The 15,288-nt window shown below is 54.3% G+C and carries 14 protein-coding genes; 3 read left to right on the plus strand and 11 right to left on the minus strand.

Annotated features, from left to right (window positions below; translation table 11 throughout):
• Positions 1-3: 3 nt before the first annotated feature.
• Positions 4-1,404, minus strand: coding sequence for an MFS transporter (locus tag G8S19_RS00685; protein ID WP_253685923.1), 1,401 nt, complete (start codon positions 1,402-1,404; stop codon positions 4-6).
• 251 nt (positions 1,405-1,655) lie between these two features.
• Here G8S19_RS00685 and G8S19_RS00690 point away from each other — a divergent pair, with 251 nt between their 5' ends.
• Positions 1,656-2,471 (plus strand): helix-turn-helix domain-containing protein, encoded by an 816-nt coding sequence (locus G8S19_RS00690; RefSeq protein ID WP_048213682.1) that lies wholly within the window; start codon positions 1,656-1,658, stop codon positions 2,469-2,471.
• Positions 2,472-2,475: 4 nt separating this feature from the next.
• Here the strand turns inward: G8S19_RS00690 and araD are convergent, their stop codons facing one another.
• The 8 genes from araD to yiaK all read right to left on the minus strand — a co-directional run bounded on the left by araD (position 2,476) and on the right by yiaK (position 10,051).
• A complete protein-coding gene (gene araD / locus G8S19_RS00695) occupies positions 2,476-3,171 on the minus strand; it encodes an L-ribulose-5-phosphate 4-epimerase (protein WP_048213681.1) in 696 nt (231 codons plus the stop codon).
• Positions 3,165-4,025, minus strand: a complete 861-nt coding sequence (locus G8S19_RS00700; RefSeq protein ID WP_201442940.1) for an L-ribulose-5-phosphate 3-epimerase — start codon at positions 4,023-4,025, stop codon at positions 3,165-3,167. The genes araD and G8S19_RS00700 overlap by 7 nt, the downstream gene beginning before the upstream one ends.
• Complete coding sequence (gene ulaD / locus G8S19_RS00705) at positions 4,018-4,680, minus strand: 3-keto-L-gulonate-6-phosphate decarboxylase UlaD (RefSeq protein WP_201442973.1); 663 nt, start codon at positions 4,678-4,680, stop codon at positions 4,018-4,020. Before ulaD ends, G8S19_RS00700 begins: the two co-directional genes overlap by 8 nt.
• Positions 4,680-6,182, minus strand: a complete 1,503-nt coding sequence (locus G8S19_RS00710; protein WP_253685925.1) for an FGGY-family carbohydrate kinase — start codon at positions 6,180-6,182, stop codon at positions 4,680-4,682. Before G8S19_RS00710 ends, ulaD begins: the two co-directional genes overlap by 1 nt.
• A gap of 97 nt (positions 6,183-6,279) precedes the next feature.
• Positions 6,280-7,599 carry an MFS transporter gene (locus G8S19_RS00715; RefSeq protein WP_005120509.1) on the minus strand — a complete coding sequence of 440 codons (1,320 nt, stop codon included), beginning with the start codon at positions 7,597-7,599 and terminating at the stop codon, positions 6,280-6,282.
• 31 nt (positions 7,600-7,630) lie between these two features.
• Positions 7,631-8,563: a DUF4862 family protein gene (locus G8S19_RS00720; RefSeq protein WP_101743225.1), complete on the minus strand. Its 933-nt coding sequence runs from the start codon at positions 8,561-8,563 to the stop codon at positions 7,631-7,633.
• A gap of 13 nt (positions 8,564-8,576) precedes the next feature.
• Positions 8,577-9,041: a YhcH/YjgK/YiaL family protein gene (locus G8S19_RS00725; RefSeq protein ID WP_253685927.1), complete on the minus strand. Its 465-nt coding sequence runs from the start codon at positions 9,039-9,041 to the stop codon at positions 8,577-8,579.
• 11 nt (positions 9,042-9,052) lie between these two features.
• Positions 9,053-10,051: a 3-dehydro-L-gulonate 2-dehydrogenase gene (gene yiaK / locus G8S19_RS00730; RefSeq protein WP_253685929.1), complete on the minus strand. Its 999-nt coding sequence runs from the start codon at positions 10,049-10,051 to the stop codon at positions 9,053-9,055.
• A gap of 217 nt (positions 10,052-10,268) precedes the next feature.
• On the opposite strand from yiaK, the gene yiaJ reads away from it, so the two are divergent.
• Both yiaJ and G8S19_RS00740 read left to right on the plus strand, forming a co-directional pair.
• A complete protein-coding gene (gene yiaJ / locus G8S19_RS00735; protein WP_048213806.1) occupies positions 10,269-11,084 on the plus strand; it encodes an IclR family transcriptional regulator YiaJ in 816 nt (271 codons plus the stop codon).
• 117 nt (positions 11,085-11,201) lie between these two features.
• Positions 11,202-11,675, plus strand: coding sequence for a 4Fe-4S dicluster domain-containing protein (locus G8S19_RS00740; RefSeq protein WP_086550582.1), 474 nt, complete (start codon positions 11,202-11,204; stop codon positions 11,673-11,675).
• A 34-nt stretch (positions 11,676-11,709) separates the two neighbouring features.
• Here the strand turns inward: G8S19_RS00740 and avtA are convergent, their stop codons facing one another.
• Both avtA and malS read right to left on the minus strand, forming a co-directional pair.
• Positions 11,710-12,960, minus strand: a complete 1,251-nt coding sequence (gene avtA, locus G8S19_RS00745; RefSeq protein ID WP_371925569.1) for a valine--pyruvate transaminase — start codon at positions 12,958-12,960, stop codon at positions 11,710-11,712.
• A 176-nt stretch (positions 12,961-13,136) separates the two neighbouring features.
• Positions 13,137-15,167, minus strand: coding sequence for an alpha-amylase (gene malS, locus G8S19_RS00750; RefSeq protein ID WP_253685933.1), 2,031 nt, complete (start codon positions 15,165-15,167; stop codon positions 13,137-13,139).
• Positions 15,168-15,288: the final 121 nt, after the last annotated feature.

The raw sequence follows: 15,288 nt of genomic DNA on the forward strand, positions 1-15,288 counted from the left end.
TCCTTAAGGCTGTACATGACGCTGACGCAGATCGGTGGAAATACGCGACATCATCGGGTTATTGAGTTTGCAGATGCGGACAGATAGCGCCAGCAGCAGGTGGAACAGCGCGGGCAGCAGCGTTTCCATCGCAGTAATCCCTTGCAGCGAACTGGCGGTTTGATTACCGGCGCCCGGCTGATAGGCGACAAAAATAAACAGCAGGCTGATGATCCCCGCACTTGAGGCCCAGGCCAGCTTGATGAAGAACAGATTGAAGGCGAAATTCATGCCGGAGGAACGCACGCCGGTTTTCCACTCGCCGTAATCGTCGGCGAAGGCCATCAGCGAGAAGTGCAACGGCAGCGTGAAGCCTAAAATAATGCCATTACCGAGGATCACCGCCAGCCACAGCGTCTGATAAGCTGGGCCGGTTGGCAGGAACCACATCATTACCGCCAGCGCGGCCAGTACCAGGTTGGTGTAGTAATAGAGTTTGACGGTATCGATGCGACGGGTCAGGGGGCTGACGATCACTGAACCGATGATGGACGCAAAGGTCACCATGGTGAAAAACAGCGACGTATAAGCGGTGCTGCCTTCCAGCACGTAGGTAATAAAATACATGTACCCGCCGCCGCGAATATTAAAGACGTTGATCAGCAGGAAAGACATCACCAGCATCAGCAGCAACTGGTCATTTTTGCGCAGTCCACCAATGTGTTCACGCAGGGTAAATTTTCCCATCATTGCCAGTGGCACACGCTCGCGCACCCAGAAGAAGCAGCACAGGAACATCACCACCGCGATGGTGCACAGGATGCCCACGCCAAACTGATAACCCTGTGCGGCATTGCCCTGACCCAGAATATCCACCATCCACGGCAGACCAACGGAAACCAGGAATCCCGCCACGCCGCACAGCACAAAGCGCCAGGACTGACAGGCGATCACCTCGTTATGGCGGGTCGTCATCGTATTGATCAGCGCACAGTACGGCACGTTGATGGCGGTATAGCCGACGGAGAGCAGCAGATAGGTACCGAATGCCCAGGCGATCTTGACCCCCATGCTGGCGTCCGGGACGGTAAAAGTGAGCACGCCAATAATACCGATCGGAACCGCGACCCACAGTTGCCACGGGCGAAAGCGCCCCCAACGGCTTTGTGTGCGGTCGGCCAGCACGCCCATAATGGGGTCGGAAATGGCGTCAAATACACGCAAAGCAATAAATAATGTGCCGACCAGCGCAGGCGTTAACCCGAAGACATCGGTGTAGAAAAATGTCAGGAAGTTCATGATCAGGCAGGTAATGACCGTCCCACCCGCATCGCCTAATCCATAACCAATCTTTTCACGCAGAGATAATTTATCGTCTTGCGCACGATGCGCTAAATCGCTTGTCGTAATCGGAGCCGAAGTCATAAATAACTCCCGGAGAGGATGTTCAGAAAGTGTCCCGCTACATTGCGGGTTTTTTAGTGGTAATTTGCAAAGTACGTTATTTATTCTGCACGAAATGTTTAGCGCAACAAGGGAAGGGAAAAGTATAAAAAGATGACAATTCCGACTTTATAATGAAAATGTGATTTCGATCCGGTGAAAAGTAATTTTATGATTAATAATCAATGATAAAGGTATTTTGAATAATACGAAAAGTGGGAATTTGAATATATATGCTCGAATTGTCCATGTCTCTTCCGATTAAAGTGCAAAATGGTGGGTTATTTATTTCCCGAGGCGTGGGTAGCCATCCGGCGCGGCAATTGCACTCCTGGGAGATTATCTTTGTTGAAAAAGGGACATTAACGATTCGCGAAGACCATACAGTTTTTTGCGTGAATGCTGGGGAAAGTTTGCTGCTGTGGCCGCAGCGCTTGCATATTGGCGTTGGGCAATTTCCGGCTGATTTGAAATTTTACTGGCTGCATTTTGAGGTGACGGCAGAAAACGACGCATCAATAACGGAACCGTTACTTGCTATCCCTCAACATACCCGGGTGAGCGAGCCACAATATATTATTTCGCTGTTTCGCCAGTTCTTACGCGAGCAGGAAAATATACATCGCAGTATCGCGCTGGAACTGATCCTGCTGCTGATTTTGCAGCAAATATCCGCAGCCGCCAGCGAGCAACCTGTCGACAGCCCCGGGAATGCGTTGGCCTGGAAAGCGCAGCAAATCATTCACACCCGGTTCCACCTGCCGATTTCCGCCTCAACGTTGGCGAAAGAGCTGCATTGCAATGCGGATTATCTGGGGCGCGTTTTCCGTGGCGCTTTCCGGCTGACGCTAACCGAAGCGTTGCACCGTCAGCGGGTAAGGGCGGCAGAAAAACTGTTAATCAGTGACTCGCTGTCGCTAACCGAGGTGGCAATGAAATGTGGGTTTAATGACGTGGGTTATTTTCGCAAAATATTCCACAAGCACACCAGCCTGACGCCCGCGGCGTGGAAACGGCGCTATTGCAAAGAACATATCAATAGCGCCTGACCCGTTATTGCCCGTAATAGGCATTCGCTCCGTGTTTACGCAGATAATGTTTATCCAGCAGCTCAGACTGCATATCCGGCAACTGCGGGGCTAACTGGCGAGAGAACAACCCCATGTAGGCGCACTCTTCGAGCACCACAGCGTTATGCACCGCGTCTGCCGCGTCTTTACCCCAGGCGAACGGTCCGTGGGAGTGCACCAATACCGCCGGAACCTGCAGCGGATTGAGATCGCGCTGCTCGAAGGTCTGAATGATCACCTCTCCGGTTTGATATTCATATTCGCCGTTGATCTCTTCAGCGGTCATCAGACGCGTACACGGAATAGAACCATAGAAATAATCGGCATGGGTGGTGCCCCATGCCGGGAGATCCAAACCCGCCTGCGACCAGATCGTCGCGTGGCGAGAATGGGTATGGACGATCCCGCCGATCTGGGGATAACGACGATACAGCGCCAGATGTGTTGGCGTGTCGGACGACGGTTTTTTACTGCCTTCCACCACGTTGCCGCTGGCAATATCCACCACCACCATATCGTCGGCGGTCATCACCTCATATTCCACGCCGGATGGCTTAATCACCATCAGTTTACGCGTTTCATCCACTGCGCTGACGTTGCCCCAGGTAAAGGTCACTAAACCATGTGCCGGAAGCGCCAGATTGGCCGCCAGCACCTCGGCTTTCAGTTGTTCTAACATGGAAATCCTCCTTCCTGCATGCGTGCTTCTATCCAGCGCCGTGCCTGGATAATTTCCAGTACCGGCTCTTTCGCTTTTTCAGTCCACATTTCAATCAGAAACGACCCGCGATAGTTCAGCTGATGCAGCGTTTTGAAGATGCCAACAAAGTCCACGCACCCTTCGCCAAACGGCACATCGCGAAACTGGCCCGGATGGGTTTCGGTTACCGGCAGCGTGTCTTTCAGGTGGATAGCAGCGATGCGGTCAATGCCCAGCGTCAATTCGGCAGTGACATCATTCCCCCAGGCGCTTAGATTGCCCACGTCCGGATAGACGGTGAACCACGGTGAGGACAACATCTGGTCCCACTTTTTCCATTTGCTGATAGAGTTCATAAACGCGGTATCCATGATTTCTACCGCCAGCATCACCTGTGCGGCGGCGGCCTGCTCGACTGCCCATGCCAGCCCTTCGGCAAAGCGCTGCTGCGTGCCTTCGTCATGTTCTTCGTAATAGACGTCGTAACCAGCCAGTTGAATAGTGCGGATACCTAAATCGCGCGCCAGACGAATGGCTTTGCTCATTATTTCTCGCGCCCGCTCACGCACGGCTTCATCGCGGCTGCCAAAAGGAAACCGGCGGTGGGCCGACAGGCACATTGACGGGATCGCCACGCCGGTTTCCAGCATCGCACTCACCAGCGATGCACGCTGAGCAGGGCTCCAGTCGAGGCGCGACAAACGTTCATCGGTTTCATCCACCGACATCTCGACGAAATCAAAACCGCAACTTTTTGCCAGCACCAGCCGTTCTGGCCAACTGAGGTCTTTCGCCAGCGCTTTTTCATAGATACCTAATGGATGATTACGCATGCTGTGTTCCCCAGATGGCGTCGATTTGCGCATGGAATTCAGCGGCAACCTGCGCTGGGTTTTGCGCTCCTGCCAGCGCGCGCCCGGCAATAAAAGCTTTGACGTTAATATCGCGAAACAGCGGCAGATCGGCGGGCGTGATCCCACCGGTAATCGACAGTTCCAGACCAATATCAGAAAGCGCCTTCATGCGCGCCAGGTCTGCTTCTCCCCACTGTTGTCCGCTGGCCTGCGCATCGCGGCCACGATGGTAAATCGCCTGGCGAACGCCAACGCGATACCAGTCGCGGGCATCATCCAGCGTCCAGTTACCAAACAGCTCCATCTGAATTTCGCCGCCGCAGGACTGCGCGACGCCATGGCCTTTCTCTACCGTCGCCAGCGGGGCGGCGCAGATGATGGTCATCCAGTTAGCTCCAGCGCCGAACGCTTGTTGAGCGAGGGTTTCGCCCGCATCGGCCACTTTCCAGTCGGCGACGATGATTTTATTCGGGCACTGGGCGCGCAGGGCTTTCACGGCGCTCAGCCCTTCGGTTAAGCAGAGAATCGTCCCCGCCTCAACGATATCAACGCTCTCTTGTAGCAGCGCGACGTCGCGTTGTGCGGCTTCAAGGCTGGTGTGGTCGAGCGCCAGTTGCAGTAATGGTCGACTCATCATTCGTGCTCCTTAATGCGGGCGTGGTAGCCCTGTAGTGCGGTAATTAAATCCAGGTATTGGCGGTATTTACGCTGGTAGCTCGCCTGCGCGGCGGTGTCCGGCAAAAGTGTGCGCACCGGGTGCTCCAGGCTGCGCTGGGCGTCGCTGAAGTTGGAATAAACGCCGGTGCCGACGCGGGCGGCGAGCGCAGCGCCAAAGCAACCGGTCTCTTCAATCTGCGGCAATTCGATACGTAAACCGCTGACGTCTGCCAGCATTTGCATCCAGATGTCGGAGTGCGCCGGGCCGCCGGTGACGCGCAGGGTATGCGCCTGCGTAAAGCGTTCGCGCATGCGGTTGAGGTGGGTCATGTGGCTAAAAACCACGCCTTCGTAGATGGCCTGCAATAAGTGGGCGCGAGTGTGTATTGCCTGCATGCCATAAAAGCCGCTGGTCATCTCCAGCCCGGCGTTGCTGCCGTACAAAAAGGGCAGGAAGAAAAGATCGCTGCCGGCTTTCGGTAAGCTGGCCACGGCCTGGTTGATCTCAGCAAAAGAGAGTTCGCTCCACTGGGCGGTAAACCATTCCAGATTGCCGGAAGAGGTCGGGCTGGCTTCGTGAACGATGTACTGCCCGTCGTTGACATAGCGCCCATAGACATAGGGATGGGCCTCGTGGTCGCGCAGGCCGTGCGCGATCCCGCTGGTGACCGCCCAGGTCCCCATTACCGCGTTGAGGGTGTGTTCATCTTCGATACCGGCGCAGAGTGCGGTGGAAACCACATCAAACAGTCCGCCGACGACGGGCGTGCCCGCCGCCAGACCGGTTATGGCGGCTGTCTGAGCGGTGATTTCCCCGCATATTTCTGCTGAGCCGACAATCGGCGGCAGCGCATTGTCGATCTCACTGATGCCCAGCCACTGGGTCAGGCGCGGGTCGTACTGACCCGTAGTCATGTTGTAGAGGTTCGACTCGGAGATATTGCTTTCTTCGCAGCCTTTAACACCGGTTAAGCACCAGCGCAGATAGTCATGGCCCATCATCACGCAGCCAATTTGCGCGTAACGTTGGGGTTGATTCTCTTTCACCCAGCGCAGCAATGATGCCGGGTGCCCGGTCCACAACGTCTGGCGGGTAACCGGGTAGAGCTGCTCAGGGATCCCATCCTGCTGCCAGCGCTGAACGATGTCCATCGCCCGGCGGTCGGAAGAAAGGATGGCATTGCCCAGCGGTTTATCCTGCTTATCGAGGAGGAACAGGCCTTTGCCCTGAGCGGAAATACCGACGCCTTTGATTTGATCGCCGCAGACGCCGGTGCGCGCTAACAGCCCGGCGATCGTGGCGACACACTGTTGCCACAACTGGTGCATATCGCGTTCGGCGTAACCGGGCAATGGCGATGCGGTCTGCAACGATTGCCGGTTAATGCCATGTTCATGACCTTTGGCGTCATACAACCCGGCTTTCAGATACGTACCGCCACAATCAATACCCAGCCAGAAGGTCTCTTTCTCACTCATCTTGTTATCTCATTTTTGCCGGATGGCGCTGCGCTTATCCGGCCTACGACGGTTGCTACGTGTAGGCCCGGTAAGCGAAGCGCCACCGGGCATTGTTTTACGCTGTACGTTTATGTGGATTCAGTGTCTTTAGCGGAGCGGCACCGGCGTCGCATTTGGCTGGCAGCAGCAGCGCCATCAGCGCGGCCAGAGCCAGTGAGATAGCCAGGCAGTAAACCCCCGCATCTTTGCTATACAGGGTGATGAGTACGCCGACCGCATAAGGACCGCAGAAGCCGCCGAGGTTGCCCAGCGCGTTGATGACTCCACGCGCGCCACCGGCCATTTCCGCACTGAACAAACGCGCCGGAATGGTCCAGAACACGCCCGCTGCCGATTGCAGGAAGAAGCCGCAGCCGACCAGCGCGGCATAAGCCAGCCAGACGTTATTTTTCAGCGCCACGGAGAGGAACATGCACAGAGCAAAGCCAATCAACGGCAGGCAGACGAACAGCTTGCGTTTGCCGGTGCGGTCAGAGAGAGACGAGAACAGGAACATCCCGGCAATGGCCCCGACGTACGGCAGAATGGCGAGCATACCGACCTGTCCCATGCTGCTGTGCGTCAACTCTTTGAGGATGGTCGGCAGCCACAGGGTGTAACCGTAAATCCCGGTCTGATAGAAGAAGTTCAGCGCGATGAGCTGCCACATGGTTTTATCGGAAAGCACCGCGCCCAGAGAGGCATTTTTGACTTCCGTTCCGGCAATGGCTTTTTGCTCGGCGGCCAGCGTTTCGACCAGGTAATTTTTCTCGGCCTCAGAGATCCAGCGTGCCTCCTGCGGACGGTCGTAAACGGTATAGGCCCACAGCACCAGTACAACGACGGAAAGCAAACCTTCAATGATGAACAGCCAGCGCCAGTCGAGAACGGTGATAATCCAACCCGAGAGCGGAGCGGTGATGATCCCGGCAATCGGCACAAACATAATCACAATCGCATTGGCGCGACCGCGTTCGGCATCGGGGAACCAGTTACTGATCATCGTCAGCACCACCGGCAGCATGCCGCCTTCGGCAACGCCGAGTAAAAAGCGCAGAACCAGCAGTTGGTACTGATTAGTGATTAACCCCGTGAGGACGGAAATAACCGCCCAGGCAACCAGCGACCAGCCAATAAATTTCTTGCCGCTGCCGTGAACGGCAATTTTTCCGCCGGGAACCTGTAAAAACAGATAACCGATAAAGAAAATACCGCCAGCCAGTCCTGCCATGGTGGCGGAAATACCTAATTCGGCGTCCATTCCGCCCGGCATCGCGAAAGCGATATTGACGCGGTCCATATAAGAAATAATACAGGCGATGAGAATAGGTGGAATAATCCGCAGCCAGCGCTGACGGGGTATATCTTTGAGTGTAGGGCGAGAGGTCATGTTCATATTAATATTCTCGTAGAGTAGTATTTTATTTTTATAGTTTTGCTTTATTTAATGCGGCGATACCGTCGCGCAATATTGCTACGCGATGGTTCACATCTGCATTGGCGTTTATTTCCAGCAATTTAATACCGGCAAATTGCAATGGTTCGGTACTCGCGCAGACGAATAATTCGCGGGCATGGTCGGTGGTCATCAGGCTTTGTGGGCAGAACGGAGCAAACGGGGCGTGTAAGTCCTGCCACTCGCCGTAGTCTCCCGTTATTGTGGTGCCGGAGAACATCAGCGCGCCCAGTTTTCCAGCCCGTTTGGCCTGCTGCGTGTGGGCCAGCGCCAGGGCGGGATTCTGCCCTTCAATGGCCGATCGCGCCCAGTTAATGCACACGCTGATGTCATACCCGGCAATGACCTCCAGCACGTTGTCTAACGGCAGAAAGCCTTTGCGCGGCGCAATGCCGGTCATGGCGTCGCAATGTTCCAGCACCAGATCGCAGGACCAGTCCCAGGAGGTAATCTCTTTCAGCGAACGGGCAAACGCGTCGGTGGCCTGTGCAACATTTGGGTTGCTGGCATTGGGGGCGGCATGCAGCTCCAGTGCAATCACTTTTCCAGCGTGGATCGCATTGATATGGTTGATTTTCTGCTGCAGATGACGGTAATACGCTACGCAGGCTTTACGCTGTTCTTCGTCGCTGGAAGCCAGCCCAAAAGCGCTGTTTGCGCCGCGATGGCGCATGGTTTCCATAATGGCGGTGACCACGATTTGCCAGTCGCCCGGCGTATGACGTAATAACCATTCGTCGCCTAACGGGTGAAGATGTTCAAGGCAGGGCTGCTCCAGCCCGCGAATATCCGGGGTATCGGCGAGCTGTCGCCAGAATTCCTTCTCTTCCTCTTCACTCTTTTGGTGAAATGAGGGTGCACAGGGGTACGCACCGATAATATAACCGGCATTATTAACGCTCATGTTGTGCTCCTTTTTATAAAACTGAAATAGCGACCTTCACGACTATTTTGCGGATCGGCGTGGCGACAGTTTTATGACATGCAGGGCGGTGAACATCCTGCGGGAAAAATATGGCGTAGCTTCCCGGAATCATTTCAATAAACGATTCATGTTCGCTGGCGTGATAAAAAATAATATCGCGCTGTTCTAATAACGATTCACTGATTGGGTTATTCCCGGTATCAATGGCGATACCGATTTTTTCTTCACCCCAGGCCAGAAATTGAATATCCAGATAGCGGCGATGCACTTCCGGGCGATTTTCGGCAACGTCACGCGTGGTTAAATCAATAACCTGCGCGAAGATATTTTTACCGTCGATCTCCACCACGCCCGGCTCCAGTTTGCGAAAATCTGTGGTGCGCAGAAAGTCGAGCGCCCTTTCAATCGCCGCGGGTAAACGACATGGGTTAGGCTGAGCGATATGTCCAAAGATCATATTCTGACTCCTTACAACGCCTGAATTTTGGCCCAGACGCTGTCGTCAACGGTGATACTGTTGCGGCGGTTTTCTTCCAGCAGCCTGGTAAACTCGTGCCCCGGGAGGCGGACAGGCGTGTTTTCATCTGCGCGTTCGGCGGTGGTGATGAAATCCATAATCCGCTGTAGCTTGGCATCACGGGTGGCGCCATCGATCAGCTTGTCTACTTCAATGGCGATGAAAATCTGTGAAACGCCATATTCATCGCTGTTGTCCTGGGTGACTTCGGCCACGGAAGAACCGTCTGAAAGCAGGGTGGCAATCATATCCAGCACAATCGACAGGCCTGAACCTTTCCAGTAACCCATTGGCAAAATACGGCGATTTTTCTCGATAACGCCAGGTTCTCTGGTGAGATTACCTTCGTCGTCGAATCCGCCGTCCACCGGCAGTTCACGGCCCGCCAGACGGTTAACTTCCAGCATGCCGTAGGAGAACATCGACATCGACATATCGACCATGGTGATTGGCGTGGAGGGGATGGCAACAATCAGCGGGTTAGTGCCGATGCAGCACTCTTTAGAACCCCATGCAGGCATCACGGCAATGGAGTTGGTCCAGCAGATACCGATGTAGCCTTTCTCCGCCGCCTGCCAGCCATAGCTGCCGCCGCGCATCCAGTGGTTGGCGTTACGCAGCGCGACCAGGCCAATACCGTGATCGGAGGCCAGTTCGATGGCACGGTCCATCATCTTTTTCGCCGTCAAATTGCCGATCGAACGTTGGGCATCCCACTGCTCAATTGCCCCCAGGCTGGTAATGCGCTGCGGTTTGGCCTCAGGAAGGATGTCGCCGTTATCCAGTTGCTGAATGAAACGGGGAAAACGGTTAACACCGTGCGAATACACACCGGATTCGGTGGTACGGGCAAACATTTCGGCACAGGCATCGGCGGTTTCAACGGCGATACCGCGTGCCAGCAGTACCCGATTGAACGCATCTTTCAACTGCTCAAAAGTGACTTTCATTCCTGTTTCCTTGTTTAAATTTGATCGCTTTTTTATCTCTAAATTTCACTATGCGAAATCTGATTTCAAATATAGCGATCAAATTTTGACAGATCAACGGGGCACCATGTTTTTTAAAATCATGAAAATCAAATGGTTGTGTTTTTTCGGTTCAGATCGTGAACTGAAACACACTTTGCGCTACCATCAGAGCGCGACGAAAAGGGGAGCGGAAACGATGGGCACAAAAGAGAGTGAGATGACGCAAGACAAAGAGCGGCCAGCCGGAAGTCAGAGCCTGTTCCGTGGTTTGATGTTGATTGAGATTTTGAGCAACTATCCGAATGGTTGCCCGTTGGCGCATTTGTCTGAACTGGCAGGGCTGAACAAAAGTACTGTGCATCGACTGCTGCAAGGGCTGCAATCCTGCGGATATGTCACCCCCGCGCCCGCGGCAGGGAGTTATCGCCTGACCACCAAATTTATTGCCGTGGGTCAGAAGGCGCTGTCGTCACTGAACATCATCCATGTTGCTGCGCCGCACCTTGAAGCGCTGAATATCGCCACCGGTGAAACCATCAACTTCTCCAGTCGTGAAGACGACCATGCGATTTTGATTTATAAGCTGGAGCCGACGACGGGCATGCTGCGTACCCGCGCTTATATCGGTCAGCATATGCCGCTGTATTGCTCGGCGATGGGCAAAATTTATATGGCGTTTGGTCATCCGGACTATGTGGAATCTTACTGGCAGAGCCATCAGGATCTGATTCAGCCGCTGACCCGCAATACGATTACTGGTTTACCGGCCATGTACGATGAGTTGGCGCAGATCCGCGAAAGCAGCATGGCAATGGATCGGGAAGAGAACGAGCTGGGGGTTTCCTGCATCGCCGTGCCGGTGTTTGATATTCATGGGCGGGTGCCGTACTCGGTATCGATTTCACTTTCTACCTCGCGCCTCAAGCAGGTCGGAGAAAAGAATTTACTCAAGCCGCTGCGCGAAACCGCGCAGGCCATTTCCAATGAGCTGGGCTTTACCGTTCGCGATTAGGCGCATGCCTGACGTCGTTCAGGCACCTGACACTATTTAACCGTTTCCCCTGTCCGATCAAAGCGACGGGGGGAATCTCTCTGGCACTCTGTGGTTTTCACGCAGAGGGAGGGGGCAATGAACGCGTTTATTATGGCGGATGCGGCAAAATGTATTGGGTGTCGTACCTGCGAAGTGGCCTGTGTCGTCGCGCACCAGCAAAACCAGGACTGCGCGTCGGTCTCTTCTTCTGCGTTTATACCGCGGATTCGGGTAATCAAAGATGACGCCTTTACAACGGCGGTCGCCTGCCATCAATGCGAAGACGCTCCCTGTGCGAATGTTTGTCCAACTTACGCCATTCATCGTGAACATGGGCATATCTTCGTTGAACAGACACGTTGTATTGGTTGTAAAAGCTGTATGCTGGCCTGCCCGTTTGGGGCAATGAATGTCGTTGCCCGTTCGTCGCGGGTGCAGGCGATAAAATGCGATTTGTGCTGGCATCGTGAGACGGGGCCTGCGTGTGTAGAAGCCTGCCCGACCAGCGCGTTGCAGTGTATTGATGCCGTCAGTATTCAGCGACAGCGTCTGCGTTCACAACCGCTGTGAAGTGAGCCCAACCCGCACTTGGGTCGGGTTTGCGTTAGCCTTCCAGCCAGGCGCGTTCGATCTCTTCAGCCAGAATCTTCACGCCAGCTTCGATTTTCTCTGGTTCTGGCACGTAGTTCATCCGCATGCACTGATGGGTATGCGGCCAGGGTTTATCCAGCCCCGGGAAGAAGTAGTCACCGGGAACCATCAGTACGCCGCGCGCTTTCAGGCGCTGATACAGCAGTTCAGTAGTAATGGGCAAATCTTTGAACCAAAGCCACAGGAAAATCGCGCCCTCTGGTTTATGGATAAGGCAGCGATCTTCTGATAAGTAGCGGCGAATAATCGCAATCGTCTCCTGAACGCGCTGATAGTAAAACGGTTTAATAACCGTTTCGGACAGGCGCAGTAGATCGTTACGTTTAATCATCTCGCACATCATCGCCGGTCCCATCCCGCCAGGAGCAAGGCTGATGATGCCGTTCATATTGGTAATCGCAGTGATGATTTTTTCATTGGCGATAATGATGCCGCAGCGGGAACCTGGCAGACCCAGCTTGGAAAGGCTCATGCACAGCACAATGTTAGGGTTCCACAACGGGCGTGCTTCGCTAAAGATGATGCCGGGGAACGGTACGCCATAGGCATTATCAATCACCAACGGGATCCCATGCTGGTTGGCCAACCGGTCCAGCTTCATCAGCTCTTCATCGGTGATCACGTTGCCTGTTGGGTTGGTCGGACGTGACACGCAGATCATGCCCGTCTCTTCACCGATGTGCAGGTGTTCAAAATCAACGTGATACTTAAACTGACCTTCCGGTAACAGTTCGATGTTTGGGCGTGCTGAGACAAAGAGATCTTCTTCCAGGCCGGAATCGGCATAGCCAATATATTCCGGGGCCAACGGGAACAACACTTTTCGGGTGGTTCCATCGGCGCGACGTCCGGCGAAGAGGTTGAATAAGTAGAAAAACGCGCTCTGACTGCCATTTGTCAGTGCAATATTTTGTGGTTCGATATCCCAGCCCAGCTTCTCACGTAGTAATTTCGCCAGCTCAGACAGTAGCTCGGTTTTACCTTGTGGACCGTCATAATTACAAAGCGCATCAGTGGCTTTGCCGTTTTCCAGCATTTCTGCCAGCAGAGACTGAAAGTAATTTTGCATCTCTGGTATTTGCGCCGGATTACCGCCACCGAGCATGATAGCGCCTGGGGTGCGTAAGCCGTCGTTGAGGTCCTCCATCAGGCGTGTGATGCCTGAATGGCGGGTAAATTTGTTGCCAAAAAGTGAGAATGTCATAGCAGGTGATCTGTCGAACTCAGTATTAAAGTGGCTAACCATAGCGCTACCTATGGCGGGGTGCAAATCAGGCCCATGGAGCAGAATTGATGTTTTGTGCTGCAGATTTTTTTCTGGATAGTTTTTTATATTGAATCTGGCTTCCCGTGCCGTTGAGCATGAGAAGCCTGTTGGGATCAGGGTTGACCGGCCCACACCACCATGGCTTTATCGTCGCCATGTTCGCGGATAAATCCATATCCCTGTTTCAGAGTTAGCGTGGTTTGTTTACCGGCACCAATGGCGGGATGTCTGGCCCTGAACTGGCTGATGCGCTGCCAGTGCGCGACGCTGGCGGCAGATTTTCCGCTAACGTCCTGCCAGTTCATCTGCGAGCGTGTACCCTGTAACGGATCTGAGCCGGTTGGGCCGAAAGGTCGTGCCGACTCGTCGCCATAAAAGAGTTGTACCGCGCCCGGCGCCAGCAGCAATAGCTCGGCGGCTTTATCTCCACCTTCGCGGAACAAACGCGTATCGTGCGAGGAGAGATAGCTCAGGACGTTGAAGTCCTGCAGTTTATCCGCCATCTGCTGCCAGGTGAGATCCATATTTGCCAGACAATCGACGGCCTTTGCCGCCTGCTCCTGATAGTCGAAATTGATCATCGCGTCGAAGCCGTGATGGTAATAATCGCTTTGCATGACGCCGTGACCCCAGGCTTCGCCGGTCATCCAGAAGGGTTTATCATCCAGCGCTTTATCCGGGTTGGCTTTCTTCCATTCGACTAACGCCGCGCTGGCCTGTGTTTTTAGCTGCTGCCAGGCGGGAAGCTCGACGTGTTTGGCGGTATCGACCCGAAAACCGTCAATCCCGTAATCACGTACCCACTGACTGAGCCAGTGCGTCAGATAATCCCGGGGCGTGTAACCAGCAATGGCTTTGGCGTGCGTATCCGGCTTGTGCTGATAAAAGTTTGGCAGTCCGGAAGGTGTGGTGGATTCGGTTTTCAGATCGGGCAGGAACGCCAGCGACATGGTCAGGTCATCAAAGCCAGGATTGTCGTAATCGCCAATATCGGTGCGGATCCAGTTTTTCCCCCACCATTTTTCCCAGCCGGCTTTATCACTGAAATTGATGTAATCATTAAAACTGTGCCAGCTCTGCCCGGCAGCGGGTTTCCAGTCCGTCCAGCGTTCACCGAGCGTTTTTTTCAGCTCATCGCCCGATAAGTACAGCGCCCCAAACTGATACTCCTGCATATCCGCCAACGTGGCGTAGCCGGTATGGTTCATCACCACATCAAACAGGACACGGATACCGCGCTGGTGTGCGCCATCTACCAGCGCACGCAGATCCACTTCGTTACCCATGTTGGCATCAATCGTTGTCCAGTCCTGGGTGTAGTAGCCGTGGTAAGCGTAGTGGGGAAAATCGCCTTTGGCGCCACCCCCAACCCAGCCGTGGATTTGCTCAAACGGTGCGCTGATCCACAAGGCGTTGACGCCCAACTGTTGCAGGTAGTCGAGTTTACTGGTGAGTCCGCGCAAATCGCCACCGTGGAAAGTGCCAATTTCCTGCATGCCGTCGTTGCGACGTCCGTAGCTGTGGTCGTTGCCTGGGTCACCATTTACAAAGCGATCCGTCAGAACGAAATACACCGTAGCGTTATGCCAGTCGAAAGCAGTCGGGGCATCGGTTTCTGCCCGTTCCAGCAGCAATAGCCCGTTACTGGTTGCGGCGGGCTGTAAGGTAATCGACCCGTTTTTCACCGTTGCCGTTTGCTGACTGTAGAAATCGCGCACCACGGCGCCTTCCGGGAAAGTCTGGCTCACGTCCAGTGTTAACGGCGAACCATCCCATTTCGGGCACTGGCGAATCTGGGTCGTGACAGGGTCTGCGTCGCTTTTTACCGAGAGCATCAACGTTGGCGTTCCGGAGCGGGTATCGACTTCCAGCGTGTAATCGCCGTCTTTGAATAAACGCCACTGCGGCGGCACGCCTTCACACGGTTTTAGCGACAGCATCTGGTTGAGTTTTATCGCATCAGCAGGCTGCCAGCACTGTTGGTCAAAATTCAGGATTAAAGGGCGAGTACCCTTCGTCAACGCTGCATGGCTGACGAATTTACCCGTACCTTCCGCTTCGAAGGTGGGAAGTTCTGGAGAAGTCCATGATGAGGCGATGGCAATGCCGGGTATCAGCGCCAGCGCAACGGCGGCAAGTTTCATAATGCTGTCCTTGATGCTGCGATTTACGCCAGTTTGCCAGTGAAATCAGAGCGGAAACTCATCCTTAGCGTCGATTCCGCCCGGATGAGAGATGAGGGTGAGCGATCACGCGCAAAAAACG

It is taken from the genome of Citrobacter sp. SX206, from assembly GCF_024181025.1.
GTDB lineage: Bacteria > Pseudomonadota > Gammaproteobacteria > Enterobacterales > Enterobacteriaceae > Citrobacter > Citrobacter youngae.

What these genes read in the sequence shown, in the direction of transcription:
- G8S19_RS00715 (WP_005120509.1), bottom strand. Translation starts at nt 7,599, where the DNA reads ATGAACATGACCTCTCGCCCTACACTCAAAGATATACCCCGTCAGCGC.
- G8S19_RS00720 (WP_101743225.1), bottom strand. Translation starts at nt 8,563, where the DNA reads ATGAGCGTTAATAATGCCGGTTATATTATCGGTGCGTACCCCTGTGCA.
- G8S19_RS00685 (WP_253685923.1), bottom strand. Translation starts at nt 1,404, where the DNA reads ATGACTTCGGCTCCGATTACGACAAGCGATTTAGCGCATCGTGCGCAA.
- araD (WP_048213681.1), bottom strand. Translation starts at nt 3,171, where the DNA reads ATGTTAGAACAACTGAAAGCCGAGGTGCTGGCGGCCAATCTGGCGCTT.
- G8S19_RS00710 (WP_253685925.1), bottom strand. Translation starts at nt 6,182, where the DNA reads ATGAGTGAGAAAGAGACCTTCTGGCTGGGTATTGATTGTGGCGGTACG.
- ulaD (WP_201442973.1), bottom strand. Translation starts at nt 4,680, where the DNA reads ATGAGTCGACCATTACTGCAACTGGCGCTCGACCACACCAGCCTTGAA.
- G8S19_RS00725 (WP_253685927.1), bottom strand. Translation starts at nt 9,041, where the DNA reads ATGATCTTTGGACATATCGCTCAGCCTAACCCATGTCGTTTACCCGCG.
- G8S19_RS00690 (WP_048213682.1), top strand. Translation starts at nt 1,656, where the DNA reads ATGCTCGAATTGTCCATGTCTCTTCCGATTAAAGTGCAAAATGGTGGG.
- avtA (WP_371925569.1), bottom strand. Translation starts at nt 12,960, where the DNA reads ATGACATTCTCACTTTTTGGCAACAAATTTACCCGCCATTCAGGCATC.
- malS (WP_253685933.1), bottom strand. Translation starts at nt 15,167, where the DNA reads ATGAAACTTGCCGCCGTTGCGCTGGCGCTGATACCCGGCATTGCCATC.
- G8S19_RS00740 (WP_086550582.1), top strand. Translation starts at nt 11,202, where the DNA reads ATGAACGCGTTTATTATGGCGGATGCGGCAAAATGTATTGGGTGTCGT.
- yiaJ (WP_048213806.1), top strand. Translation starts at nt 10,269, where the DNA reads ATGGGCACAAAAGAGAGTGAGATGACGCAAGACAAAGAGCGGCCAGCC.
- yiaK (WP_253685929.1), bottom strand. Translation starts at nt 10,051, where the DNA reads ATGAAAGTCACTTTTGAGCAGTTGAAAGATGCGTTCAATCGGGTACTG.
- G8S19_RS00700 (WP_201442940.1), bottom strand. Translation starts at nt 4,025, where the DNA reads ATGCGTAATCATCCATTAGGTATCTATGAAAAAGCGCTGGCGAAAGAC.